Raw genomic sequence first — 24,528 nt, 5'->3', positions numbered from 1 at the left:
CATTGTTCGGCTCAATTGGAATACGGCACAACGCGAGAACTCAACCTGTAACGACTGTCGAGAGACAGACTCGTTATAGGGTCAAGCGAACAAGTGCATGTGGTGGATGCCTTGGCGATCACAGGCGATGAAGGACGCGGTAGCCTGCGAAAAGCTACGGGGAGCTGGCAAACGAGCTTTGATCCGTAGATGTCCGAATGGGGAAACCCACTCCTTTTGGAGTATCCATGGCTGAATACATAGGCCATGTGAAGCGAACGCGGTGAACTGAAACATCTAAGTAACCGCAGGAAAAGAAATCAACCGAGATTCCCAAAGTAGTGGCGAGCGAAATGGGATGAGCCTTGCACTCTTTATTTGTATTGTTAGCCGAACGCTCTGGAAAGTGCGGCCATAGCAGGTGATAGCCCTGTAGGCGAAAACAGTATGAAAGAACTAGGTGTGCGACAAGTAGGGCGGGACACGTGAAATCCTGTCTGAAGATGGGGGGACCATCCTCCAAGGCTAAATACTCGTGATCGACCGATAGTGAACCAGTACCGTGAGGGAAAGGCGAAAAGAACCCCGGGAGGGGAGTGAAATAGATCCTGAAACCGCATGCATACAAACAGTCGGAGCCTCGTAAGGGGTGACGGCGTACCTTTTGTATAATGGGTCAGCGACTTACGTTCAGTAGCAAGCTTAACCGTATAGGGCAGGCGTAGCGAAAGCGAGTCCGAATAGGGCGTTCAGTTGCTGGGCGTAGACCCGAAACCAAGTGATCTATCCATGGCCAGGATGAAGGTGCGGTAACACGTACTGGAGGTCCGAACCCACTAACGTTGAAAAGTTAGGGGATGAGCTGTGGATAGGGGTGAAAGGCTAAACAAACTTGGAAATAGCTGGTTCTCTCCGAAAACTATTTAGGTAGTGCCTCGTGTCTCACCTTCGGGGGTAGAGCACTGTCATGGTTGGGGGGTCTATTGCAGATTACCCCGCCATAGCAAACTCCGAATACCGAAGAGTGCAATCACGGGAGACAGACATCGGGTGCTAACGTCCGGTGTCAAGAGGGAAACAACCCAGACCGCCAGCTAAGGTCCCCAAATATAGCTAAGTGGGAAACGAAGTGGGAAGGCTAAAACAGTCAGGAGGTTGGCTTAGAAGCAGCCACCCTTTAAAGAAAGCGTAATAGCTCACTGATCGAGTCGTCCTGCGCGGAAGATGTAACGGGGCTAAGCTATATACCGAAGCTGCGGATGCGTGCTTTGCACGCATGGTAGGAGAGCGTTCCGTAAGCCTGCGAAGGTGCGTTGAAAAGCGTGCTGGAGGTATCGGAAGTGCGAATGCTGACATGAGTAGCGATAAAGGGGGTGAAAGGCCCCCTCGCCGTAAGCCCAAGGTTTCCTACGCAACGTTCATCGGCGTAGGGTGAGTCGGCCCCTAAGGCGAGGCAGAAATGCGTAGCTGATGGGAAGCAGGTCAATATTCCTGCACCATTGTTAGATGCGATGGGGGGACGGATCGCGGAAGGTTGTCCGGGTGTTGGAAGTCCCGGTCGCTGCATTGGAGAAGGCGCTTAGGCAAATCCGGGCGCAGGATTCAAGGGTGTGGCGCGAGCTCCTTAGGGAGCGAAGCAATTGGAAGTGGTTCCAAGAAAAGCCTCTAAGCTTCAGTCTAACGATGACCGTACCGCAAACCGACACAGGTGGGCGAGATGAGTATTCTAAGGCGCTTGAGAGAACTCGGGAGAAGGAACTCGGCAAATTGGTACCGTAACTTCGGGATAAGGTACGCCCTTGTAGCTTGATGCGCCTGCGCGCAGAGGGTGAAGGGGTTGCAATAAACTGGTGGCTGCGACTGTTTAATAAAAACACAGCACTCTGCAAACACGAAAGTGGACGTATAGGGTGTGACGCCTGCCCGGTGCCGGAAGATTAAATGATGGGGTGCAAGCTCTTGATTGAAGTCCCGGTAAACGGCGGCCGTAACTATAACGGTCCTAAGGTAGCGAAATTCCTTGTCGGGTAAGTTCCGACCTGCACGAATGGCGTAACGATGGCCACACTGTCTCCTCCCGAGACTCAGCGAAGTTGAAGTGTTTGTGATGATGCAATCTACCCGCGGCTAGACGGAAAGACCCCATGAACCTTTACTGTAGCTTTGCATTGGACTTTGAACCGATCTGTGTAGGATAGGTGGGAGGCTATGAAACCGGAACGCTAGTTTCGGTGGAGCCGTCCTTGAAATACCACCCTGGTTTGTTTGAGGTTCTAACCTTGGCCCGTGATCCGGGTCGGGGACAGTGCATGGTAGGCAGTTTGACTGGGGCGGTCTCCTCCCAAAGCGTAACGGAGGAGTACGAAGGTACGCTAGGTACGGTCGGAAATCGTGCTGATAGTGCAATGGCATAAGCGTGCTTAACTGCGAGACCGACAAGTCGAGCAGGTGCGAAAGCAGGTCATAGTGATCCGGTGGTTCTGTATGGAAGGGCCATCGCTCAACGGATAAAAGGTACTCTGGGGATAACAGGCTGATACCGCCCAAGAGTTCATATCGACGGCGGTGTTTGGCACCTCGATGTCGGCTCATCTCATCCTGGGGCTGTAGCCGGTCCCAAGGGTATGGCTGTTCGCCATTTAAAGAGGTACGTGAGCTGGGTTTAAAACGTCGTGAGACAGTTTGGTCCCTATCTGCCGTGGGCGTTGGATATTTGAAGGGGGCTGCTCCTAGTACGAGAGGACCGGAGTGGACGAACCTCTGGTGTACCGGTTGTCACGCCAGTGGCATCGCCGGGTAGCTATGTTCGGAAGAGATAACCGCTGAAAGCATCTAAGCGGGAAACTCGCCTTAAGATGAGATATCCCTGGGGACTAGATCCCCTTGAAGGGTCGTTCGAGACCAGGACGTTGATAGGTCAGGTGTGTAAGCGCAGTAATGCGTTCAGCTAACTGATACTAATTGCCCGTAAGGCTTGATCCTATAACAAGTCTGTCTCGATAGCCGTTAGCGCTTCAGCGCTTACGGATATCGAGCGTCGAGTGCAAGGCACTCGACGTACGACGGTTGAAGTACCGCGTACGTGTGAGATACAGCTCACAACCCAACTAAATTACTGCTTCTTCCAAGATTGGTTGCGCTGCGAAGCAACGCAACAACCCTCTTTGCCTGATGACCATAGCGAGTCGGTCCCACCCCTTCCCATCCCGAACAGGACCGTGAAACGACTCTACACCGATGATAGTGCGGATTCCCGTGTGAAAGTAGGTAATCGTCAGGCTCCCTTAGCCAGAAACCCCCGCCCAACCAGGCGGGGGTTTTTGCATTGGCGCGGCCAAAATGCCGGGCGGCCAAGCAACGGCACCGCAGTCGGGGCCAGAGCCGGAGCGCCGATGGCATCGATTTGAGCAGCTACCGTTCTCGAGCGATCCGCAGTTCTGCGCCGCTGAAATTTTCAGGTGTCTTCTTCTACGCATCGTATCGATGCACCTTCAGCCGGTGCCTAGCGCATGTCGGCAGATTCGAAGATGATGTTGTAATGGCCACTGATGGGCGACGTTCATCGATGATGTTCGATAAATGGCGTGTTTCTGCGAAAGAAATCCATCCTCCCATGCTTTGCCTCGAGCTGTCCGAGGACGTCACTCGACGAGCGCAGCACGAAACCGTCCCCGAAATCTATGCGCATAAAGTGCATTCGTGCGACATGAGTCGGCGAAGCGAAGGCAAAGCCCTTCAGGGTAATATCGCCATTCGCCCCCGATCCCGGTGCTTGTCTGCACCTATTGGCGGTCGGTGTTTTTCGCATTCCATCTCCTGCATTCATGACTGACAGCCCTGCCCAAGGTGGTCGGACGACCGACTTCTTGCCGTATCTCGTCGCCGCAACGTTCTTCATGGAGTACCTCGACACGACCGTGATCGCGACCGCGCTGCCGCAAATGGCGCATTCGTTCGGCGTCGGGCCGAACGCGCTGAGCCTCGGGATGACGGCCTACATGCTTGCGCTTGCGGTGTTCATCCCGATCAGCGGCTGGATCGCGGATCGATATGGATCGCGCACGGTGTTCGCCAGCGCGATCGTCGTCTTTACCGGCGCGTCGGTGCTGTGCGGGCTGTCCGATGGCGTGGTGACGTTCACGGCTGCGCGGCTGCTGCAGGGTGTCGGCGGAGCGATGATGGTGCCGGTCGGGCGGATGATCGTCGTGCGCAGCACCGAGAAAGCAAGGCTGATGCGTGCGATCGCGACGATCACGTGGCCGGGCATCGTCGCGCCCGTCGTCGGGCCGCCGATCGGCGGTTTCATCACGACCTATGCGTCCTGGCGATGGATCTTCCTGTTGAACGTCCCGTTCGGCATCGCCGCGCTCGTCTGTACCTGGCTGATCGTCCGGAACACGCGGGCCGACGAGCAGCGGCCGCTCGATTGGGTCGGCTTCGTGCTGGCCGGCGGAGCACTGACCTGTCTGTTGATCGGCACCGAGGCGGCCGGCCAGCAGGATGTCCACTTCACGCGCGCGGCCGTCCTGGTGGGCGCGAGCGTATTGTTCGGCATGGCCGCATGGTTGCATGCGCAACGTTGCGTGCATCCGCTGCTCGATTTCACGACGCTGAAGGTACCGACGTTCTCGGTGACGGTGATCACCGGCTCGATCACGCGGATGGCGATCAACGCCGTGCCGTACCTGCTGCCGCTGCTGTTCCAGATCGGTTTCGGACTGTCGCCGTTCCAGTCCGGTTTGCTGCTGCTCGCGAGTGCGCTCGGCAATCTCGGCATGAAGGCGGGAACGTCGTGGATCCTCGACCGCTACGGTTTCCGGCGCGTCGCGCTCGTCGACGTGACGCTCGTCGGCATCTTCACGATCGTATGCGGCTGGCTGACCGCATCGACGCCGCTGACGATCACGCTGTTCGTCGTATTCGTCTACGGGCTGACGCGGTCGATGCAGTTCACGACGCTCGCGACGCTGGCCTATGCGGATATCCCGGCTCACCAGACGAGCGCGGCCAGCACGTTGTGGAGCGCTGCGCAGCAAATGACGATCGGGATGGGGATCGCGTTCGGCGCGTTGTCGCTGCGGCTCGCGGCGTTGGTGCGTGGCGATGCGGCCGGCATGCATTACGTGCTCGACGATTTCCGCTGGGCATTCGTCGCGGCGGGCGTGCTCGCACTGCTGACGTTGCCGGGCTACGCGCGATTGGCCTCCGATGCAGGCGATCGGCTGCGGGCGAATGTGGCTCGAGGGTAGGACGGACTGCTAATCGCGTTTGTGTCGCGACAGGTGAGTGTTTTGGTTTCCTGTCGCTCGCAAGCAACGTCGAATCGTCATGGCTGTGATGACCTGATGGGCGGGCAGATCGTGCGGCGATGCGTGGCCGTAACGTCCTCGGAACGATTACACGCGACTGGCGCGACAGACGTGCGATGTTTACCGCGCGAACCCATCCGCGTGATCAACCGCACGACCGTATCGCGCTCGTTACCGTCACTGCGCGTCATGGAAGATGATGCCGACCGTGTTGCGGTGGCCGCTTCTGATCCGGCTTACGCCGTGGCGCAGGTTGACGCGATAGACACCGCGCGTTCCTTGCACGGGCCTGCCGTGCACGGCAAAGATCACCGCGTCGCCTTGCGTCAGCGGCACCACTTCCGCACGCGACTGCATGCGTGGCCGCTGTTCCGTCAACACGAACTCACCTCCCGTGAAATCGCGTCCCGGCGCCGACAGCAGGATCGCGACCTGCAGCGGAAACACGTTCTCGCCATACAGGTCCTGATGAAGGCAGTTGAAGTCGTCGGCGCAGTATTGCAGGATCAGCGGCGTCGGTCGTGTCTGTCCCGCCGCGTGGCAGCGATCGAGGAAGGTCGCATGGTCTTTCGGATAGCGGACGTCGATCCCGAGTGCCTGGTTCCAGCGATTCGCGATCGGCGTGAGATGCGGGTAGATCGTGGTACGCAACTCGGCGACGGTCGCAGGCAGCGGATAGGCGAAATACTTGTATTCGCCGCGCCCGAATCCGTGTCGCGCCATCACGACGCGTGAACGATAGAGCGCATCCCGCGGATAAAGCGATGCGAGCGCATCGCACTCGCTTGCCGAGATCAGGCCCGGCAAGCGCGCGCATCCGTAGCGATCGAGCTCGGCATCGACGGTCGTCCAGTCGACCGTGTCGACGCGTTGCGCGATATCCAGCGATTCGACGGCAGGTTGCAGGTCGGCGATGTTCACGGGCGTACCTCGTTCGTCAGCAGTGTGGCGCCGTGCGGTCGCTCGGAATGCTCAGGAAACGTTGCACGCACGGTTGAGTCCACGATGGAAGTTGATGAACCCAGTCTAGCGACATCCGTGCGCCGGCGCGTTCCAGATATTGCGCTCCAATTCGGAAAAGGAAGAGGGGAAAGCCCGCGATGTGGGATGGGCGCACCGGATGCGTCGACGTCGGAGCGAAGAAGCGAAGGTCGAATCTCCAACAGCAGGCGGCCGGCTTCGGCCGGCCACCCGCTGCGTCCCCGATCAGGCCAGCGACCGGAACAACCAGTAGAGCCCGCCCGCAAGTGCGATCGACGCCGGCAGCGTCAGCACCCACGCGAGTACGAGGCTGCGCACCGTGCTCCATTGCAACCCGGACCCGTTCGCCGCCATCGTGCCCGCGACGCCCGACGACAGCACGTGTGTCGTCGAAACGGGCAGCCCGTACACGTCGGCTGCGCCGATCGTCAGCATCGCGACGAGTTCCGCCGACGCGCCCTGTCCGTACGTCAAATGCTGCTTGCCGATTTTCTCGCCGACGGTCACGACGATCCGTTTCCAGCCGACCATCGTGCCGAGACCCAATGCGATCGCAACGGCGACCTTCACCCAGGTCGGAATGAACTTGGTCGCGTGGTCGAGCTGCTTGCGATAGTTGTCGATCGCGAGCTTGTCGTCAGCGGCAAGCGCGGGCTGGCCCGACTTCTCGATCAGACGAATTGCTTCGGATACCAGATACATCGTGTTGCGTACGTTGTCGACGTCGCGCTGCGGCACCGCCGCCATCGAGCCCGACGCACCGACCGCGGTCGCGAGCGACGTCGACAACTGCTGTACGGCCGGCAGCACGGCGGGCGTCAGCTCGCGACGCTGCACGTAGTGCTCGATGTCGGCGCGCGGGTTCGCGGACGGCGCGACGCCGTTCGTGTATTTCCCGAAGGTCGCGGCGGCCTGGTTCGCGACCGCAACGAAGGTCTGCGATTCGGCAGGCGTAACGGCCTTGTTCAGCGCATACGCGGTCGGCACCGTGCCGATCAGGATCAGCATGATGAGGCCCATCCCTTTCTGCCCGTCGTTCGAACCGTGCGCGAACGACACGCCCGTGCAGGTCAGGATCAGCAGGCAGCGAATCCAGAACGGCGGCGGCTGATCCTTCGGCGGCTCCTTGTACAGCTCGGGAATCCGCACGACGGCCTTCAGCACGAGCAGCAGCAGCGACGCGCACAGGAAGCCGACGATCGGCGAGAGCAGCAGCGACTTGCCGACGCCGAGCGCCTGGCCCCAGTCGACGCCGCTCGTGCCCGACGGCCCGTGCATCAACTGGTTCATCAGCCCGACGCCGATGATCGAGCCGATCAGCGTATGCGAGCTCGACGAAGGCAACCCGAAATACCAGGTCGCGAGGTTCCAGACGATTGCGGCGATCAGCAGCGCGAACACCATCGCGAAGCCCGCGCCGCTGCCGACCTGCAGGATCAGCTCGACAGGCAGCAACTGCAGGATGCCGAACGCGACAGCGCCGCTCGAGACCATCACGCCGAGGAAGTTCCACATGCCGGACCAGATCACCGCGACGTTCGGCGTCAGCGAGTGCGTATAGATCACGGTGGCGACCGCGTTCGCGGTGTCGTGGAAGCCGTTGACGAATTCGAAGCCGAGCGCGATCAGCAGCGCGGCGCCGAGCATCAGGTACGGGAACAGCGATCCTTCGCGGACAGGCGACAGATCGGCGATCAGGTGCGTGGCGATATAGACGGCGCCGATCGCGAGCACCAGCAGGAAGAAGGCATAGCCGACCTGCCGGTTGCGCTCGACGGAGCCGCGATTGTTCGCGGTGGACGAAGCGGGTTGATTCATGACGGCATCTCGTAAGGGAACCGCTTCCGATCCTAGCGGTGGCCAGCAGTCAGTTTGATGACAATCGGGATGACGAACGGTATGTCTTACGGCGATGCAAGGTGAACGTCGGCATGCGACAGAGACGCGACACGTCGGCTCGCATCTCTGTCCACATAGTGAACACGACACCGCAGGGACTTACGCATCGGTGTCGCGTCGATCGTCGTTCGTGATCAACGTCCAGCCGTGCGGCGATGCAATGAAGGTCATGCACGACAGCGGCGCGACGTCGATGCGGGTTGCAGCGTCGGGATCCATCCGCAGTGCGTGTGCGACGGCCGCGCGAACGATCGCCGCATGCGTGATCGCGACGATGTCTCGGCCGGGCGGCAGCGCGTTCAACCATATTCCGACACGGCGAGCGGCGGCTTCGAACGACTCTCCGCGATGCGGCGACGCCGACGGATCGGCGATCCATGCACCCAGTTCGTCCGGCAGGTCGCGCGCGAGGTCGAGCAGCCGCTTGCCGCGCCAGTTTCCGTAGTCGATGTCGCGCAGCGCATCATCGACGTCGGCATGCAGCCCGAGCGCATCGGCGGTCTGCCGCGCGCAGCATGCGGGGCTGCACAGCACGAGCGAGCCGGCGACGCCTGCCCACCGGTCGCGCAGCGCAGCGGCGCCTGCGAGCCCGCGTGCATCGAGCGGATCGTCGTCGGGAAACGTGCCGGTGCGCATCGCTCGGGTCGATGCGTGTGCGATCAGGCGCAGCGAGGCATGCATGTTCATGTCGGTTTTCGGATGGGCCGGGGCGGGTGCGCGGTCGTCCGCGGGCTTTCACTCCTTCAATGCGCGGCCGTTCGCGCGTACAATTCGCCCGATACGAAACGCGGAAGCCGGTGCAATCCCGGCGCGGTCGCGCCACTGTAACCGGGGAATCCCGATCCCGGAAGCCAGACCTGCCTTCGTACCCATCCAACATTTGCCGGGGCGCGATTCCCCTGAGGTGCATCCATGAGCGAAGCAGTGCTGAAGCCGGTTGTCGTGCCGGCACCCATCCCCGTCCGTGAACTGCTGCCGTGGGCCGTGTTCGCCGGCCTGATCCTGCTGCTCGCACTCTATTTCGTCGGCGCGGAACAAGGCGCGACGTCGCTCGTGCCGGGCATGGTCGTTCATGAATTCGTCCACGACGGCCGCCACCTGCTCGGCTTTCCCTGCCACTGACGCGGAGTACACGATGGTCGGAAAGCTGCTCATGCGCGGGATGCTCGCAGGCATCGCCGCGGGCCTCCTCACGTTCGGTTTCGCGAAAATCGTCGGCGAACCGCAAGTCGATCAGGCGATTTCCTTTGAAGAAAAGCTCGAGGCCGCCAAAGGCGACGTGCCGGAGCACGAGCACGAACTGGTCAGCCGCGACACGCAGGCCGGCCTCGGCCTGTTGACGGGTGTCGTGACCTACGGCGCGGCATTCGGCGGGCTGTTCTCGCTGGTCTTTGCGTATGCATACGGGCGAGGCGGCCGCCTTCCGGCACGGCCGCTGGCCGCGTGGCTTGCGCTGGCGGCATTCGTCGCGCTCGTGATCGTGCCGAACATCAAGTACCCGGCCAATCCGCCGTCGGTCGGCGATCCCGACACGATCGGCTATCGCACGGGCCTGTTCTTCCTGATGATCGCGGTCTCGATCGCGACGATGGCGTTCTCGGTCAGCGTGCGCCGCCATCTGCTGGCGACGCTCGGCCAATGGAATGCGTCGATTGTCGCGGGGCTCGTATTCATCGCGATCATCGCGGCGGTGCAGTTCGGGCTGCCGTCGATCAACGAAGTGCCGGCCGCGTTCCCGGCCGCCGTGCTGTGGAAGTTCCGCGTCGCGGCCATCGGCATGCAGGCGATCATGTGGACGACGATCGGCCTGCTGTTCGGCGCATGGGTGGAACGCGACGAACGCATCGGCATGCGCGCCGCCTGACGCGCATTGCAATGGGCGCGCCTAGCGCAGCATGCGCGGCGCGCTCCACGTCGATTCGCGCGCCAGCGCGACGAACGCGGCCAGATAGTCGATCGATGCATCCGCTTCGCGGATGCCGAGGAAGATCTGCTTCGCGATCCCCTGCTTGCCGAGCTTGACCGGCACGACCGGCATCCGGTCCGCGTATTCGTCGGCGAGCCATCTCGGCAGCGCGGCCACGCCGCGCCCGCTCGCGACCATCTGCAGCATGATGTCGGTCGTCTCGATCGACTTGTGGCGCCTCGGCACGATGCCGGCCGGCGTCAGGAACTGGTTGTAGATGTCGAGCCGGTCGGTTTCGACCGGGTACGTGATCAGGATCTCGTCGGTCAGTTGCTCGGGCGTCACGTAGTCGGCGTTGGCGAACCGATGCGAGTCGGCGACCACCAGCACCTGCTCGTAGTCGAACACGGGATCGAAGCGCAGGCCCGGCTTGTTCAGCGGATCGGGCGTGACGAGCACGTCGATGTCGTAGCCGAACAGCGCACCGATGCCGCCGAACTGGAAGCGCTGCTTCACGTCCACGTCGACGTCGGGCCAGCGCGACAGATACGGCGACACGACCTTCAGCAGCCACTGGTAGCACGGGTGGCACTCCATCCCGATGCGCAGCGTGCCGCGCTCGCCCTTCGCGTACTGCCTCATCCGCTCCTCGGCGAGTTCGAACTGCGGCAGCAGCCGGTTCGCGAGCTTCAGCAGAAAGTGCCCGCCCTGCGTGAGCCGCAGGCCGCGGCCTTCCCGATCCCAGATCGGCGTGCCGAGCTGCTGCTCGATTTTGCGGACGGTATGGCTGAGCGCCGACTGCGTGAGATGCAGCGCATTGGCGGCCGCGGTCAGCGAGCCCTGGCGCTCGACTTCACGAATGACGACGAGATGGAATCGTTCCAGCATGGATATCGTTCGCTCAACAGATGCATGAACAAATTTAATGGATGAATGAAATAATGCCATTTTATTTCATGGTTTGAAATCCCTATCATGGCTGCCGGACATTCACTACATCTGGACGGCAGCTTCATGGTCAGGACACACAACCTCGGTTTTCCGCGCATCGGCGCGAAGCGCGAACTCAAGTTCGGTCTCGAACGCTACTGGAAGGGCGAATCGTCGCGCGACGCACTGAAGGCGCTCGGCGCCGAGCTGCGCCAGCGCCACTGGAACGAACAGCGCGATCTCGATCTCGCGCCGATCGGCGATTTCGCGTTCTACGACCAGGTACTCGACATGAGCTTCATGCTCGGCAACCTGCCCAAGCGCGTGCAGGGTTTCCACGGCGACGTGCTCGACAACTATTTCCGTGTTGCGCGCGGCCGTTCGGCGCAGTCGGCGCAAGAGCATGCGGCGTGCTGCGGTGGTGTCTCGGCCGGTGAAATGACGAAGTGGTTCGACACGAACTATCACTACATCGTGCCGGAATTCCACGCGGACACGAACTTCTCGCTCGACCCGTCGCGCCTGCTGCAGCAACTGGCCGAGGCGAAGGCGCAGGGCGTGAATGCCAAGCCGGTGATCATCGGCCCCGTCACGTATCTGTGGCTCGGCAAGGCGAAGGACGATTCCGATCGTCTCGCGCTGCTGCCGAAGCTGCTGCCCGTGTACGGCGCGCTGCTCGACACGCTGACCGCGCAGGGCGTCGAATGGGTGCAGATCGACGAACCGATTCTCGTCACCGAGCTCGACGCCGAATGGCGGCAGGCGTTCCGCACCGCGTATGCGGTGCTGGAGACGCGTCGCATCAAGCTGCTGCTTGCTACGTACTTCGGCCAGCTTCAGGACAACCTGACGCTCGCGAGCTCGCTGCCGGTCGACGGGCTGCATGTCGACGCGATCAATGCGCGCGACGAAATCGACGCTCTGGTGCGCGAGCTGCCGGCCGAGCGCGTGCTGTCGGTCGGCGCGATCAACGGCCGCAACATCTGGAAGACGGACCTGAGCGCGACGCTCGACTGGCTCGAGCCGCTCGCGAAGCAACTGGGCGATCGCCTGTGGCTCGCGCCGTCGTGCTCGCTGTTGCACGTGCCGGTCGATCTCGCGAGCGAGGAGAAGCTCGACGCGGAGATCCGTTCGTGGCTCGCGTTCGCGCTGCAGAAGCTCGACGAGCTGAAGGTGCTCGCGATCGCGCTGAACGAAGGCCGCGACAAGGTGGCCGATGCGCTTGCCGCGAACGCCGCCGCGATCGACTCGCGCCGCCGCTCGCCGCGCGTGAACAACCCGGCGGTGAAGGCGGCGATCGCGCGCATCGACGCGCGGCTCGGCAACCGCGTGAGCCCGTATACGCAGCGCGCACCGAAGCAGTCGGCGCGACTGAACCTGCCGGCCTTCCCGACGACGACGATCGGCTCGTTCCCGCAGACCGCCGAAATCCGCCAGGCGCGCAGCCGGTTCAAGGCAGGTGTGCTCGATGAAGCCGGCTACCGCACGGCGATGAAGGCTGAAATCGAACGCAGCGTTCGCGAACAGGAGTCGCTCGAGCTCGACGTGCTCGTGCACGGCGAAGCCGAGCGCAACGACATGGTCGAATACTTCGGCGAGCAGCTCGACGGCTACGCGTTCAGCCAGTTCGGCTGGGTGCAGTCGTACGGTTCGCGCTGCGTGAAGCCGCCGATCCTGTTCGGCGATATCAGCCGCCCGAAGGCGATGACGGTCGAATGGATCGCGTATGCGCAGTCGCTGACGAACAAGCCGATGAAGGGCATGCTGACCGGCCCCGTGACGATCCTGAACTGGTCGTTCGTGCGCGACGACCAGCCGCGCTCGGTGTCGTGCTACCAGCTCGCGCTCGCGATCCGCGAGGAAGTGCTCGATCTCGAGAAGGCCGGCGTGCGCGTGATCCAGATCGACGAGGCCGCGCTGCGCGAAGGGCTGCCGCTGCGCCGCGCGCAATGGAGCGAGTACCTGAAGTGGGCGGTCGAATCGTTCCGCATCACCGCGAACGGCGTGCAGGACGATACGCAGATCCATACGCACATGTGCTATTCGGAGTTCAACGACATCATCGCGTCGATCGCCGACATGGACGCGGACGTGATCACGATCGAGACGTCGCGCTCGGACATGGAACTGCTCGACGCGTTCGACAGCTTCAGGTATCCGAACGAGATCGGGCCGGGCGTGTACGACATCCATTCGCCGAACATTCCGACGCAGGACCACATCGTCGGCCTGATGAAGAAGGCGGCCGAGCGGATTCCGGCAGAGCGTCTGTGGGTGAACCCGGATTGCGGCCTGAAGACGCGCCGGTGGGCGGAAGTGATTCCGGCGCTGACGAACATGGTCGCGGCGGCGAAGGCGCTGCGCAGCCAGGTGCAATAGCAAACGCCGCGCCTGTCGCGACGACTGCACCCGCCCGCACGGCCGGTTCTGCAGCGTGTTCGGCGCCAAGCGCAACGCGATGCTCGCCGTGCGCCCGGCCTTTCGGCGGGGAAATGAAAAAGGGCGGCGTGGTTGTGCCGCCCCTTGCATGCGATGACCGGGCAGGCGAGTGAAGCAACCTGCCCGTTGCGGACGTTACGCAGTGCGCGCGCCGTGCGGCAGCGGCTCGTTCGCCTTGCCGGGCGCCCCGGCATCGTCGATGCCGACGCGGCGCGAGATCAGCCACACGCACAGCGAAGACAGGATCGCGGCGCTCGTATACTGGATCGCGAGCGGCCACCATTGCGGTGCGGTGTTCTGCGCGATGATGGTCGCGACGAGCGGCGTGAGGCCGCCGGCGAGCGCGCCGCACACCTGATATGCGATCGAGATCGCCGTATAGCGGATCCGCGCGGCGAAGATGCCGCTGACGAAGCCCGCGACCACCGAGTAGTAGCCCGATTCCGCGAGCGTCGCGAGGCCGACGCCGACCGTGATCGACAGCGGCGTGCCCATGTGTACGAGCGGCAGCATCACGAACGGAACGATCGCGGCCCATGCGCCGGTGATCAGCAGCACGCGCGTCGTGCCGAAGCGTTGTGCGAGGAACGCGGCCGCGAGCTGTACGACGAACTGCAGCACCGCGACGATCGCCATGCAATGCAGCACCATCGACCGGTCGAGCGACAGGAACTGCGTCGCGTAGCTGATCATGAAGATGTTGCTGAAATACACGCCGGCGATGCCGTACACGTTCGCGCCGATCGCGAGCAGCAGCAGCGGCCAGCACTTGAGCGCTTCGCGCACAGGGTTTTGCGCGGTGTTGCCGCTCTTCCTGACTTCCTCGAACTCGGGCGACTCGGACACGCTCGCGCGGATCACGAAGCCGACCACCAGCAGCACGGCGCTCGCGAGGAACGGCACGCGCCAGCCCCAGCTCATCATGTCGTCCTTCGACAGCGTGCTGATCGCGCCGAACGCGAGCATCGACAGGATCAGGCCGCTCGCGCTGCCGAGCTGCGCGAACGACGCGAAGAACGTGCGCTTGCCTTCGGGCGCATGCTCGCCGGCGAGCAGCACCGCGCCGCCCCATTCGCCGCCGACCGCGATGCCTTGCAGCACGCGCATCAGCACGAGGAGGATCGGTGCGATCACACCGGCTTGCGCATGGGTCGGCAGCAGGCCGATCGCGACCGTCGATACGGCCATCAGCATCAGCGTCGCGAGCAGCGAACGCTTGCGGCCGAAGCGGTCGCCGAGATAGCCGAACATCACGCCGCCGAGCGGCCGCGCGAAGAAGCCGACCGCGAACGAGCCGAACGATGCGAGCAGGCTGACGAAGCGGTTTTCGCCGGGAAAGAACAGCGGCCCGAACACGATGGCGGCGGCGGTCGCGTAGCTATAGAAGTCATACCACTCGATCGTGGTGCCGACGAACGAAGCGAGCGCCGCCCGCTTCGGTTGCTTGACGGAAGTCCCCATCTTTTATTGGCTCCTCTGGAATCTTCTGATTTGGAATGGGTCGTGCGTTGCGGGGATCAGTCGCGGTACTTGACGCCCGGCAGCACGCACAGCAGCTCGTACGCGAGGTTCGCGCCGAGCAGCGCCGTGGTGCCGAACGGGTCGTACGGCGGCGCGACCTCGACGAGATCGCAGCCGACGATGTTCAGCCCTTTCGCGCCGCGGATGATCTCGAGCGCCTGCGGCACCGTGAGGCCCGCGATTTCCGGCGTGCCCGTGCCCGGCGCGTAGGCCGGATCGATGCCGTCGATGTCGAAGCTGATGTAGACGGGCGTGTCGCCGACGCGCTCGCGCACTTCTTCCATCAGCGGCGCGAGCGACTTGTTCCAGCATTCCTCGGCCTGGACGACGCGGAAGCCCTGCTCGCGGCACCAGTCGAAATCCTCGGCGGCGTAACCCGTGCCGCGCAGGCCGATCTGCGTGACCTTGTCGCCGTGCAGCAGGCCTTCCTCGACCGCGCGGCGGAACGGCGTGCCGTGGGCGATCTTTTCGCCCATCATCGTGTCGTTCACGTCGGCGTGTGCATCGACGTGGATCAATGCAACCTTGCCGTGCTTGCGGTGGATCGCGCGCAGGATCGGCAGCGCGATCGTATGGTCGCCGCCGAGCGTGACCGGCTTGCAGTCGTGCTCGAGGATCGCGTCGTATGCGGCTTCGATGCGCGCGATGGAATCGTGCAGGTTGTAGGGATTGATCGCGACGTCGCCGATGTCGGCGACCTGCAGCGAGTCGAACGGCGCGGCGCGCGTGGCCATGTTGTACGGGCGCAGCAGCACGGATTCGGTGCGGATCTGGCGCGGGCCGAAGCGCGCGCCGGTGCGGTTGGACGTGCCGAGATCGAACGGCACGCCGACGAAGCATGCGTCGAGGCCTTCGGCGCTCGCCACGTGCGGCAGGCGCATCATCGTCGCGATGCCGCCGCAGCGCGGCATCTCGTTGCCGCCGAGCGGCTGGAAATGGGTGTGGTCGTTCATGGGGCGCCTCTTCCGATGTGGGGTTGCCGTATCATTCGACGCGGCTTGGCGCACAGTTTTACGCGCTCCGCCGGGAAAGAAGAATGCGAAGATATCGACGTTAACATCGATTCCCATCGATGTATGGAAGGGGAAGAGCGTGCTGGGGAATCTGTCGACCCTCGATCTGCGGTTGATCCGCGTGTTTCTCGCGGTCACGGACGCGGGCGGCGTATCGGCCGCGCAGGCCGTGCTGAACGTCGGGCAGTCGACGATCAGCGCGCAGTTGGCGTCGCTCGAGACGCGGCTCGGCTACCGGCTCTGCGAGCGCGGCCGCAGCGGTTTCCGGCTCACGCCGAAGGGCGAACGGTTCCATGCGATGAGCCGCAAGCTGCTCGCGGCGCTCGACGAATTCGGGATGGCCGCGCGGCACATGGACCGCCAACTGGTCGGCACGCTGAATATCGGCCTGATCGGCCATACGCCGGTGAGCCAGAACGCGCGGATCGCCGAGGCGATCGCCGCGTTCCGCACGCGCGACGAGGCCGTGCGCTTCTCGATCTCCGTGCGCGCGCCGGGCGATCTCGAGGAGAAGCTGCTGAGCGACGAGATCCAGATCGCGGTCGGCTATTTCTGGCACCGCGTGCCGTCGCTGCACTACACGCCGCTGTTCGTCGAGCGCCAGGTCGCGTACTGCGGGCGCGGCCATCCGCTGTTCGACGGCGCCGGCACGCTGACGCCGGCCGACGTCGCGGGCTTCGAATGGGCGTGGCGCTCGTATCCGCTGCCGGAAGCGCAGATGTCGACGACGCCCGACCGCGTGACCGCGACCGCCGACAACATGGAGGCCGTCGCGCTGCTGATCCTGTCCGGTCACCACCTCGGCTACCTGCCGCAGCACTTCGCGGCGCCGTACGTCGCGCAGGGGCTGCTCGCGCCGCTCAATCCGGAGCAACTGCGCTACGACGTGACGTTCCACATGGTCGTCGCGCGCAACGGGCGCGGTAATCCGCTCGTGGAGGCGTTTCTCGAGGATCTCGAGCGCGCGCACCAGGCGCCGGACATCGCGTGACGCCGGCGCCGCCGGCAATGTGAACGAGCGTTACATCGGCGCGGGCCGCCGCGCGCGTCACGGCACCGGCAACCCCGCGTCGTGCTTCACCTCGCGCAGCGACAGCGCCGATTCGATCGACGTCACGCCCGGCAGCATCCGCAGTGAGTCGCGCAGGAACGTGCCGTAGTCGTCGAGATCGCGCGCGACCACCTGCAGCAGGTAGTCGGCCGTGCCCGCGACGTTGTGGCACGCGAGGATCCGCTCGATCCCCAGCACTTCCCGTTCGAACCGGTCGGCGACCTTGCGGTCGTGCGTCGCGAACCGCACCAGCACGAACGCGACGACGCCGAAGCCGAGCGCCTGGCGCGACAGTTGCGCGCGGTAGCGCTCGATGTAGCCGTCGCTTTCGAGACGTTTGAGGCGCCGCGCGCAAGGCGTCTCGGACAGGCCGACGGATTCGGCGAGGCGCGCGATCGGCATGCGGCCCTCGCGCTGCACCGCAGCGAGGATCGCGCGATCGGTTTTGTCGAGTTCGGTCATATTGGCGGAATCCTTGTTCTGATTTCGAGATTGTGGAGGATTCCACTACGAATCGCCAATTCATGGCCAAAGATGGCCAATAATCCCTCCTTCTTCAGCGGCAACATATCGTCATTGAAGGACGGGGGCAGAACATGATTTCCACGCATTTGCTGTTGATCTATCTCGCCGCGCTGGCGGCCATTTATGCGGTGCCGGGGCCCGACATGGCGCTCGTGCTGCAGACCAGCATCGGCCGCGGCGTGCGGCCGGGAATGGCGGCGGCGGCCGGCCTGTCGCTCGCGCGCACCGCGCACGTGACGCTGTCCGCATGCGGCGTCGCGGCGCTGATCCGCAGCGCGCCGTGGCTGTACGAGGTGATCCGCTACGGCGGCGCGCTCTATCTCGCGTATGTCGCGATCCAGGTGTTCCGCTCGCCGGTGTTCGCGCTCGGCGACGGCGACGCGGCGGCGGGCGAGCTGCGGCAGTCGTTCGTGAAGGGGCTGCTGACGAACCTGCTGAACCCGAAGGCGCTGCTGTTCTGCTCGGTGCTGCTGCCGCAGTTCGTGCGGCCCGAGGCCGGGCCGGTCGTCGTGCAGATGTTCGAACTCGGCGCGCTGCTGGTTGCGGCCGGCGTGTGCTTCGACCTCGCTTGCGTGTTCGGCGCGGCGCGCATCGCGGCGTGGATGCGCGCGCATCCGCTCGCGCAGACGGTGCAGCGCTGGACGTTTTCCGCGGCGCTGATCGGTTTCGCGCTGCGCCTGTCGATGGACTGAGCGCCGCCGCTGCCTTGCCGCCGAGCAGGTCGACGGGCCGTGCGGTGCCGCTGCGCCGTTCGGCGCAGGCCGCTCGCAATGCCGGCCTTCGTGCGCATCCCCCGCCGCCGCAGGGCGCGCGCGCAAATCATCTGACTGTTCTAAACTCCTTTTAACTTCGCGCTGCTGCGAACCGACTGACCGAACGGAACCGACTTCCGCCGGCTATGTCCGATTTCCTGGCTGTTCCGTGCAACGCGGTACCAAGGAGGGTCTGAACATGGCAAGGCATCTTCACGCCGACCGTGAACCCCGAATCGTCGCCGAGTCCAAGTGCCTTGGCCCGTGCGATCCGGCAGAACGCATCCACGTCACGATCATGTTGCGGCGGCAGGAAGAAGGGCAACTCGATACGTTGGTCCAGCAGCTCGCCACCGGCGACGCACAGGCGAAACCGCTGTCGCGCGACGCGTTCGCGCAGCGTTTCTCCGCCAATCCCGACGACATCCGCAAGACCGAGGACTTCGCGCGCCGTCACCAGCTGACGGTCGATCGCGTCGACCCCGTCGAAAGCGTCGTCGTGCTGTCCGGCATGATCCAGCAGTTCGAAGCGGCGTTCGGCGTGAAGCTCGAGCGTTTCGAGCATCGTTCGATCGGCCAGTATCGCGGCCGCTCGGGCCCGATCACGCTGCCCGACGATCTCGGCGACGCCGTCACGGCCGTGCTCGGCCTCGACAGCCGCCCGCAGGCGCGGCCGCACTTCCGGCTGCGCCCGCCATTCAGGCCGGCGCGCGGCGGCATGGCGGGCGTCACGTTCACGCCGATCCAGCTCGCGTCGCTGTACGGCTTCCCGGCCGGCGACGGCGCCGGGCAGTGCATCGCGATCGTCGAACTCGGCGGCGGCTACCGCGCGGCCGACATCCGGCAGTATTTCAGCGGGCTCGGCATCAAGATGCCGCCGACGCTCGTCGACGTGAACGTCGGCACCGGCCGCAACGCGCCGTCCGGCGACCCGAACGGCCCGGACGGCGAAGTCGCGCTCGACATCGAGATCGCCGGTGCGATCGCGCCGGCCGCGAAGATCGCGGTCTACTTCGCACCGAACAGCGACGCGGGCTTCATCCAGGCCGTCAACGCGGCCGTCAACGACAAGACCAACAAGCCGTCGGTGATCTCGATCAGCTGGGGCGGCGCGGAAGCGGTCTGGCAGGCGCAGTCGGCGCAGGCGTTCAACCGCGTGCTGCAGGCGGCGGCTGCGCAGGGGATCACCGTGTGTGCGGCGTCGGGCGACAGCGGCTCGGGCGACGGGCTGCAGGACGGCGCCGATCACGTCGACTTCCCTGCATCGAGCCCGTACGTGCTCGGCTGCGGCGGCACGCAGCTCGACGCGCTGCCCGGGCAGGGCATCCGCAGCGAGGTCACGTGGAACGACGAGGCGTCGGGCGGCGGCGCGGGCGGCGGCGGCGTTAGTACGCTGTTCGACCTGCCGGCGTGGCAGCAGGGGCTCGCCGTCACGCGCGCCGACGGCAGCCGCACGCCGCTCGCAAAGCGCGGCGTGCCGGACGTAGCCGGCGATGCGTCGCCGCAGACGGGCTACGAGGTATCGGTCGCCGGCACGGCTACCGTGATGGGCGGCACGAGCGCGGTCGCGCCGCTGTGGGCCGCGCTGATCGCGCGGATCAATGCGGCGGCCGGCGCATCGGCCGGCTGGGTCAATCCGGTGCTGTACAAGAATCCGGGCGCGCTGCGCGATATCACGAAAGGATCGAACGGCACGTATGCGGCCGCGTCGGGCTGGGACGCATGCACGGGCCTCGGCAGCCCGGACGGCGCGCAGCTCGCCGCGATCCTCGCGCGCAAGCCGTCGAGCTGACGCGTCGGCACACGCCTTTCCGTTCGACGCGGGTTCCCTGCCCGCGTCTTTTTTCACCTCCAGGAGCAGCACGATGGGCATCGATTCCGCATCTTCCGGCGGCGTTTATCCGCTGCATCACGGCGACCACAATTCGCATGGCGTGCCGCCGACCATCAATCCGGTCGCGCTGAGCCGCGGCCGCGACCAGCCGTTCTTCGATCCGGTTGCGTACGGCAACGGCCCCGACGATTCGGTGACCGACACGACCGAAGCGGCCGCGATCACGCATCACACGATCCTGATCGACGGGAAGCGCATCGCGTACACGGCGACGGTCGGCCACCTCGTGACGGTCGACCCGAGCAGTTCGCTGCCGGCCGCGAAGATCTTCTACGTTGCGTTCACGGCCGACGGCGCGAAGGAGGAAACGCGGCCCGTGACGTTCTTCTACAACGGCGGGCCCGGTTCGTCGTCGGTGTTCGTGCTGCTCGGCTCGTTCGCGCCGAAGCGCATCAAGACGTCGATGCCGGGTTTCACGCCGCCCGCGCCGTACCAGATGGAAGACAACCCGGACAGCATGATCGACCACAGCGACCTGGTGTTCATCAACCCGGTCGGCACCGGCTATTCGGCGGCCGTCGCGCCGAACAAGAACCGCAACTTCTGGGGTGTCGACCAGGATGCGGATTCGCTGAAGCAGTTCATCAAGCGCTACCTGACGAAGAACAACCGCTGGAATTCGCCGAAATACCTGTTCGGCGAATCGTACGGCACCGCGCGCAGCTGCGTGCTCGCGTACAAGCTGCACGAGGACGGCGTCGACCTGAACGGCGTCACGCTGCAATCGTCGATCCTCGACTACCGGCAGGCCGGCAACCCGGTCGGCGCGCTGCCGACCGCCGCGGCCGATGCGTGGTATCACAAGAAACTCGGCGTCACGCCGGCGCCGGCCGATCTCGGCGCGTTCGTCGAGGAAGTCGCGCAGTTCTCGCGCACCGACTACCTGAACGCGCTGCGCAAGGCCCCGCATGCAGACCCGGCGGCCGTGCAGAAACTGTCGCAATACACGGGCATCGACACGGCGACGCTGCAATCGTGGCGCCTCGACATCGCCGGCTACGACGCGCGCGGCAATTCGCTGTTCCTGACGACGCTGCTGCATGCGCAGGGGCTCTCGCTCGGTTCGTACGACGGCCGCGTGACCGCGATCTCGACGGGCATCGCCGGCAAGATCGACCCGAACTCGGGCGGCAACGATCCGACGATGACGGCCGTGACGGGCGTCTATACGGCGATGTGGAACAGCTACCTGAACGAGCAGTTGAAGTTCACGTCGAATTCCGCGTTCACGGACCTGAACGACCAGGCGTTCCGGAACTGGGATTTCAGCCACATCGACCCGACCGGCGCACAGCAGGGCATCGATGCGCAGGGGAACGTGATCCTCTATACGGCCGGCGATCTCGCCGCGGTGATGGCGTTGAACGTCGACCTGAAGGTGCTGTCGGCGAACGGCTTGTACGATTTCGTCACGCCGTTCTACCAGACCGTGATCGACCTGCAGCAGATGCCGCTCGAGGATCAGAAGGTGCGGCAGAACCTGTCCGCGCGTTTCTATCCGTCGGGGCACATGGTGTATCTCGACGGCGGCTCGCGCACCGCGCTCAAGCGCGATCTCGCGACGATGTACGACACGACGGTCAGCGATACGGGCGCACGGATGCGGATTCGCGCGCTGCAGGCGAAGAAGACGGGCGGGCACGCGTAGCGTTGCCCGTCGTTTGGTTGCCGCGTGTTGCCGCTACGGTGCGCGCGGCGGTCGGGTTCCGGCGCGGCCGGCCGGTCATGCGGCCGCAGCGCCGGATTGCGACGCGACGGTATTTTCGCGCTGGTGGCCGGCTTGCGCGGTCGGCCAGTCGAACGGCGTGTACGGCAGCGCGCGCTTGTGGCGCGAACCGTCGTAGAAGCGCAGCACCGTTTCGTACACATGGTCGCTGACCGGCTTGCCTTCGAGGAAATCGTCGATCTCGTCGTAGCTGACGCCGTATGCGTGCTCGTCGGGACGCAGCGGGCGCAGCTCCTCGAGATCGGCCGTCGGCACCTTCATCACGGTCGCTTCGTCGCCGCCGAGCGCGCGGGCCACCGCGCGCACGCGGCGCTTGCTCAGGCCCGCGAGCGGCAGGATGTCCGCGCCGCCGTCGCCGAACTTCGTGAAGAAACCCATCAGGGATTCGGCCGCGTGATCGGTGCCGATCACGATGCCGCGCCGTGCGCCGGCCACCGCGTACTGCGCGATCATGCGCTCGCGCGCCTTGATGTTGCCGTGCACGAAATCCTGTTGCGCGGGCGTGTCGAACGCATGACCGGATGCGACCAGCGACGCGAGCATCGCATCGGCGGCCGGCTTCACGTCGACGGTCAGTTCCTCGTCCGCGCGCACGAACGCGAGCGCGCGCTGCGCATCGGCTTCGTCGTTCTGCACGCCGTTCGGCAAACGCATCGCGATGAAGCGCGCATCGTAGTCGTCGGCGCGCAGGCGTTCGACCGCCAGTTGCGCGAGCCGCCCGGCCGTCGACGAATCGACGCCGCCGCTGATGCCGAGCACGTAGGTCCGCAGGCCGGTCGAACGAAGGTATTGCGCGAGGAAATCGACGCGGCGGGCGATCTCGGCCTCGGCGTCGAAATGCGGGGCGACGTTCAGTTCGGCAATGATCGCGCGTTGGCGGCTGGCGTAATCGGCGGATGTCATGAAGAAGGTTCCGGAACGAAATGCAAGGCGCCCATCATAAGCGCAATCGCGGCGGGGCGCCGCGCCGGGCGTGCGATCCGGCCGCCTTGCGTTGCTTCGGCGAGACGCGCTGCGTCGCTGTGGTGCACGGTGCGCCGGGCGGGTGCGGGATGCCGCGGGAACGGCATCCGTGAGGCCAGCCTCGATGCGCTCGAGCTTGTCGGCAAGCGTCGGCGCGGCCGTACAACCGCGTACATGTGCGCCCGCGTCAGCGCCGCGCGAGCACGACGCCCGCCAGTGCGAGCGCGAAGCCGAATAGCTGGATCGCCGCGAGCGTCTCGCCGAACAGCAGGTAGCCCTGCAGCGCGGCAAGCGGCGGCGCGAGGAACAGCAGCGACGTCGCGCGCGCAGCGTTGCCGCGCCGCAGCATCCACATCAGCATCGTGACCGCGCCGCCGGACAGGAACACGACGCCCCACACGAGCGACACCCACAGTGCCGGCGCGCCGATCCAGCGCGTTTCATGCAGCAGCGCGACGAAGATCGCCGCGACGATCGCCGCGCCGAAGTTCTGCACGGCGACCGCGGTGCGCAGGTCGCTCTGCGCGAGCTTGCCCTTCTGGTACAGCGAGCCGGCGGTGATCGACCCGACCGCGAGCACCGATACGACGACCACGAACCACGCAGGCGCCGCACCCGGCGGCGGCGCGACGCCGCCCGCGACCTTCGGCGCCAGCACGAGCGCGACGCCGGCGAGCCCGAGCGCCATCCCGAACCAGCCGCGCGCGGGCAGCCGCTCGTTGAACAGCGGGACGGCGAGCACGGCGGTGGCGAGCGGCTGCAGCGCGCCGAGCAGCGCCATCACGCCCGCGTTCAGCCCTTGCGCGACGGCCCAGTAGCTCGCGCCGAGATAGACGCCCTGCAATAGCGCGCCCGCGATCAGGTGGCGCGGCCATTCGCGGCGGGCCGGCCACGGCGCGCGCGCGACGAGCGCAACCGCGCCGAACAGCGCGGCCGTGCCCGCGAAACGGGCGAGCAGGAACAGGTTGGGATCGGCGTAGGGCTTGATTGCCCGTGCAACGATGAAGCCGGTGGACCACAGCGCGACGAAAGCGGCGGCGACGATCGAGGTAAGCATGCGAGGCGGGCCGCGATGCGGCCGGACGGAATCGTAAAGTCGGCCAGTATCGCGGGAAGCGGCACCGGCGTCTTGTCGAATCCTGCACTCGTGCCGCGCATCGTGGGAATGCGCCGACGGTCATTGGGTGCCGGGCATCCGGCTTCCGGTACGGGCCGGCTATCGGCGGGCGCGAGCGGTGCGGGCAAGCGCGAAGCTGCGAAGATCAGTCGATCGAGAACGTGTCGAGCGGCTGGTTGGCGCGCGCGTCGGTCGCGAAGCGCACGGCGAGCTGCTCGTAGAGCCGACGCGCCTCGTCGAGCGTCAGGTCGATCCAGTACGGATCGCCGGCCGCATCGTTGAGTCGTTCGGGCGGAAACTGGATTTCGATCACGCTGCCTTTGCGATACATTGTGCGGGCCCCTTTGCCTGGTCTGTCGTTTGACGAAGCGCAAAGTGTAGCAACCGGCACCGCGCCGATTCGCGCGCGTCAGGCAATACAGAATTTCGCTTTCGGGGAATGCGGCCGGCCGCCCGGCCGCGTTTCGCGCCGCAGTCAAATACCGGTAAAGCGGCCGTAATACAATGGCCGGCTTACCCATTA

Annotated in this window: 18 protein-coding genes, 2 rRNA genes and 1 riboswitch; of the genes, 10 read left to right on the top strand and 10 right to left on the bottom strand. The window is 64.7% G+C overall.

The window, feature by feature from the left end; genetic code table 11:
• The first annotated feature begins 79 nt into the window (after window positions 1–79).
• The 3 genes from FPJ27_RS17500 (at window position 80) to FPJ27_RS17490 (ending at window position 5,228) form a co-directional block, all read left to right on the top strand.
• Window positions 80–2,961 (top strand): 23S ribosomal RNA (locus tag FPJ27_RS17500).
• Window positions 2,962–3,146: 185 nt separating this feature from the next.
• Window positions 3,147–3,259, top strand: a 5S ribosomal RNA gene (gene rrf, locus FPJ27_RS17495).
• 544 nt (window positions 3,260–3,803) lie between these two features.
• Window positions 3,804–5,228: a DHA2 family efflux MFS transporter permease subunit gene (locus FPJ27_RS17490; RefSeq protein ID WP_072443803.1), complete on the top strand. Its 1,425-nt coding sequence runs from the start codon at window positions 3,804–3,806 to the stop codon at window positions 5,226–5,228.
• A gap of 237 nt (window positions 5,229–5,465) precedes the next feature.
• Here FPJ27_RS17490 and FPJ27_RS17485 read toward each other — a convergent pair whose 3' ends face one another.
• The 3 genes from FPJ27_RS17485 to FPJ27_RS17475 all read right to left on the bottom strand — a co-directional run bounded on the left by FPJ27_RS17485 (window position 5,466) and on the right by FPJ27_RS17475 (window position 8,855).
• Window positions 5,466–6,209 carry a 2OG-Fe(II) oxygenase gene (locus FPJ27_RS17485; RefSeq protein WP_204421958.1) on the bottom strand — a complete coding sequence of 248 codons (744 nt, stop codon included), beginning with the start codon at window positions 6,207–6,209 and terminating at the stop codon, window positions 5,466–5,468.
• A 285-nt stretch (window positions 6,210–6,494) separates the two neighbouring features.
• Complete coding sequence (locus FPJ27_RS17480) at window positions 6,495–8,087, bottom strand: inorganic phosphate transporter (protein WP_204421957.1); 1,593 nt, start codon at window positions 8,085–8,087, stop codon at window positions 6,495–6,497.
• A 180-nt stretch (window positions 8,088–8,267) separates the two neighbouring features.
• On the bottom strand, window positions 8,268–8,855 hold the full coding sequence (locus FPJ27_RS17475; protein ID WP_204421956.1) for a histidine phosphatase family protein: 588 nt from the start codon (window positions 8,853–8,855) through the stop codon (window positions 8,268–8,270).
• Between the two features lie 54 nt (window positions 8,856–8,909).
• Window positions 8,910–9,048: riboswitch (cobalamin riboswitch) on the top strand.
• Between the two features lie 32 nt (window positions 9,049–9,080).
• On the opposite strand from FPJ27_RS17475, the gene FPJ27_RS17470 reads away from it, so the two are divergent.
• Together FPJ27_RS17470 and FPJ27_RS17465 are read left to right on the top strand one after the other, a co-directional pair.
• On the top strand, window positions 9,081–9,290 hold the full coding sequence (locus tag FPJ27_RS17470; protein ID WP_072443795.1) for a CbtB-domain containing protein: 210 nt from the start codon (window positions 9,081–9,083) through the stop codon (window positions 9,288–9,290).
• A 13-nt stretch (window positions 9,291–9,303) separates the two neighbouring features.
• Entirely contained in the window at window positions 9,304–10,032 is a 729-nt protein-coding gene (locus tag FPJ27_RS17465; protein WP_204421955.1) for a CbtA family protein, read from the top strand.
• A 21-nt stretch (window positions 10,033–10,053) separates the two neighbouring features.
• Here the strand turns inward: FPJ27_RS17465 and FPJ27_RS17460 are convergent, their stop codons facing one another.
• Window positions 10,054–10,962: a LysR family transcriptional regulator gene (locus FPJ27_RS17460; protein ID WP_204421954.1), complete on the bottom strand. Its 909-nt coding sequence runs from the start codon at window positions 10,960–10,962 to the stop codon at window positions 10,054–10,056.
• A gap of 126 nt (window positions 10,963–11,088) precedes the next feature.
• Here FPJ27_RS17460 and metE point away from each other — a divergent pair, with 126 nt between their 5' ends.
• The gene (gene metE, locus FPJ27_RS17455; protein WP_204421953.1) at window positions 11,089–13,383 is read left to right on the top strand and encodes a 5-methyltetrahydropteroyltriglutamate--homocysteine S-methyltransferase; all 2,295 of its coding nucleotides are present in this window, start codon (window positions 11,089–11,091) and stop codon (window positions 13,381–13,383) included.
• A gap of 195 nt (window positions 13,384–13,578) precedes the next feature.
• Here the strand turns inward: metE and FPJ27_RS17450 are convergent, their stop codons facing one another.
• Together FPJ27_RS17450 and speB are read right to left on the bottom strand one after the other, a co-directional pair.
• Window positions 13,579–14,904 (bottom strand): MFS transporter, encoded by a 1,326-nt coding sequence (locus FPJ27_RS17450; RefSeq protein WP_204421952.1) that lies wholly within the window; start codon window positions 14,902–14,904, stop codon window positions 13,579–13,581.
• A 56-nt stretch (window positions 14,905–14,960) separates the two neighbouring features.
• Window positions 14,961–15,917 (bottom strand): agmatinase, encoded by a 957-nt coding sequence (gene speB, locus FPJ27_RS17445; RefSeq protein ID WP_072443776.1) that lies wholly within the window; start codon window positions 15,915–15,917, stop codon window positions 14,961–14,963.
• A 139-nt stretch (window positions 15,918–16,056) separates the two neighbouring features.
• Between speB and FPJ27_RS17440 the strand changes: the two genes are divergently transcribed.
• Window positions 16,057–16,968 carry a LysR family transcriptional regulator gene (locus FPJ27_RS17440; RefSeq protein ID WP_204421951.1) on the top strand — a complete coding sequence of 304 codons (912 nt, stop codon included), beginning with the start codon at window positions 16,057–16,059 and terminating at the stop codon, window positions 16,966–16,968.
• Between the two features lie 57 nt (window positions 16,969–17,025).
• On the opposite strand, the gene FPJ27_RS17435 is transcribed toward FPJ27_RS17440, so the two are convergent.
• Window positions 17,026–17,490: an Lrp/AsnC family transcriptional regulator gene (locus FPJ27_RS17435; RefSeq protein WP_204421950.1), complete on the bottom strand. Its 465-nt coding sequence runs from the start codon at window positions 17,488–17,490 to the stop codon at window positions 17,026–17,028.
• 134 nt (window positions 17,491–17,624) lie between these two features.
• Here FPJ27_RS17435 and FPJ27_RS17430 point away from each other — a divergent pair, with 134 nt between their 5' ends.
• From FPJ27_RS17430 to FPJ27_RS17420, 3 genes are all read left to right on the top strand, one after another.
• The gene (locus FPJ27_RS17430; RefSeq protein WP_204421949.1) at window positions 17,625–18,245 is read left to right on the top strand and encodes a LysE family translocator; all 621 of its coding nucleotides are present in this window, start codon (window positions 17,625–17,627) and stop codon (window positions 18,243–18,245) included.
• Between the two features lie 259 nt (window positions 18,246–18,504).
• A complete protein-coding gene (locus FPJ27_RS17425; RefSeq protein ID WP_204421948.1) occupies window positions 18,505–20,097 on the top strand; it encodes a S53 family peptidase in 1,593 nt (530 codons plus the stop codon).
• 73 nt (window positions 20,098–20,170) lie between these two features.
• Window positions 20,171–21,847, top strand: coding sequence for a peptidase S1 (locus FPJ27_RS17420; RefSeq protein ID WP_204421947.1), 1,677 nt, complete (start codon window positions 20,171–20,173; stop codon window positions 21,845–21,847).
• A gap of 75 nt (window positions 21,848–21,922) precedes the next feature.
• Here FPJ27_RS17420 and nadE read toward each other — a convergent pair whose 3' ends face one another.
• The 3 genes from nadE to FPJ27_RS17405 form a co-directional block, all read right to left on the bottom strand.
• Complete coding sequence (gene nadE, locus FPJ27_RS17415) at window positions 21,923–22,828, bottom strand: ammonia-dependent NAD(+) synthetase (RefSeq protein WP_204421946.1); 906 nt, start codon at window positions 22,826–22,828, stop codon at window positions 21,923–21,925.
• A 247-nt stretch (window positions 22,829–23,075) separates the two neighbouring features.
• Window positions 23,076–23,945, bottom strand: coding sequence for a DMT family transporter (locus FPJ27_RS17410; protein ID WP_175962093.1), 870 nt, complete (start codon window positions 23,943–23,945; stop codon window positions 23,076–23,078).
• 205 nt (window positions 23,946–24,150) lie between these two features.
• The gene (locus FPJ27_RS17405; protein ID WP_204421945.1) at window positions 24,151–24,336 is read right to left on the bottom strand and encodes a hypothetical protein; all 186 of its coding nucleotides are present in this window, start codon (window positions 24,334–24,336) and stop codon (window positions 24,151–24,153) included.
• Window positions 24,337–24,528: the final 192 nt, after the last annotated feature.

This window comes from Burkholderia sp. MS455, from assembly GCF_016899445.1.
In the GTDB taxonomy this organism is placed as follows: Bacteria; Pseudomonadota; Gammaproteobacteria; order Burkholderiales; family Burkholderiaceae; genus Burkholderia; species Burkholderia pyrrocinia_C.
The sequence above is the reverse complement of the archived record's forward strand: the minus strand, read 5'-3'. Positions and strand labels throughout refer to the sequence as shown.

Excerpts from the sequence above, each read along its gene's own strand:
- FPJ27_RS17490 (WP_072443803.1), top strand. The coding sequence starts at position 3,804 with ATGACTGACAGCCCTGCCCAAGGTGGTCGGACGACCGACTTCTTGCCG.
- FPJ27_RS17480 (WP_204421957.1), bottom strand. The coding sequence starts at position 8,087 with ATGAATCAACCCGCTTCGTCCACCGCGAACAATCGCGGCTCCGTCGAG.
- FPJ27_RS17475 (WP_204421956.1), bottom strand. The coding sequence starts at position 8,855 with ATGAACATGCATGCCTCGCTGCGCCTGATCGCACACGCATCGACCCGA.
- FPJ27_RS17470 (WP_072443795.1), top strand. The coding sequence starts at position 9,081 with ATGAGCGAAGCAGTGCTGAAGCCGGTTGTCGTGCCGGCACCCATCCCC.
- FPJ27_RS17465 (WP_204421955.1), top strand. The coding sequence starts at position 9,304 with ATGGTCGGAAAGCTGCTCATGCGCGGGATGCTCGCAGGCATCGCCGCG.
- FPJ27_RS17460 (WP_204421954.1), bottom strand. The coding sequence starts at position 10,962 with ATGCTGGAACGATTCCATCTCGTCGTCATTCGTGAAGTCGAGCGCCAG.
- metE (WP_204421953.1), top strand. The coding sequence starts at position 11,089 with ATGGTCAGGACACACAACCTCGGTTTTCCGCGCATCGGCGCGAAGCGC.
- FPJ27_RS17450 (WP_204421952.1), bottom strand. The coding sequence starts at position 14,904 with ATGGGGACTTCCGTCAAGCAACCGAAGCGGGCGGCGCTCGCTTCGTTC.
- speB (WP_072443776.1), bottom strand. The coding sequence starts at position 15,917 with ATGAACGACCACACCCATTTCCAGCCGCTCGGCGGCAACGAGATGCCG.
- FPJ27_RS17435 (WP_204421950.1), bottom strand. The coding sequence starts at position 17,490 with ATGACCGAACTCGACAAAACCGATCGCGCGATCCTCGCTGCGGTGCAG.
- FPJ27_RS17430 (WP_204421949.1), top strand. The coding sequence starts at position 17,625 with ATGATTTCCACGCATTTGCTGTTGATCTATCTCGCCGCGCTGGCGGCC.
- FPJ27_RS17425 (WP_204421948.1), top strand. The coding sequence starts at position 18,505 with ATGGCAAGGCATCTTCACGCCGACCGTGAACCCCGAATCGTCGCCGAG.
- FPJ27_RS17420 (WP_204421947.1), top strand. The coding sequence starts at position 20,171 with ATGGGCATCGATTCCGCATCTTCCGGCGGCGTTTATCCGCTGCATCAC.
- nadE (WP_204421946.1), bottom strand. The coding sequence starts at position 22,828 with ATGACATCCGCCGATTACGCCAGCCGCCAACGCGCGATCATTGCCGAA.
- FPJ27_RS17410 (WP_175962093.1), bottom strand. The coding sequence starts at position 23,945 with ATGCTTACCTCGATCGTCGCCGCCGCTTTCGTCGCGCTGTGGTCCACC.
- FPJ27_RS17405 (WP_204421945.1), bottom strand. The coding sequence starts at position 24,336 with ATGTATCGCAAAGGCAGCGTGATCGAAATCCAGTTTCCGCCCGAACGA.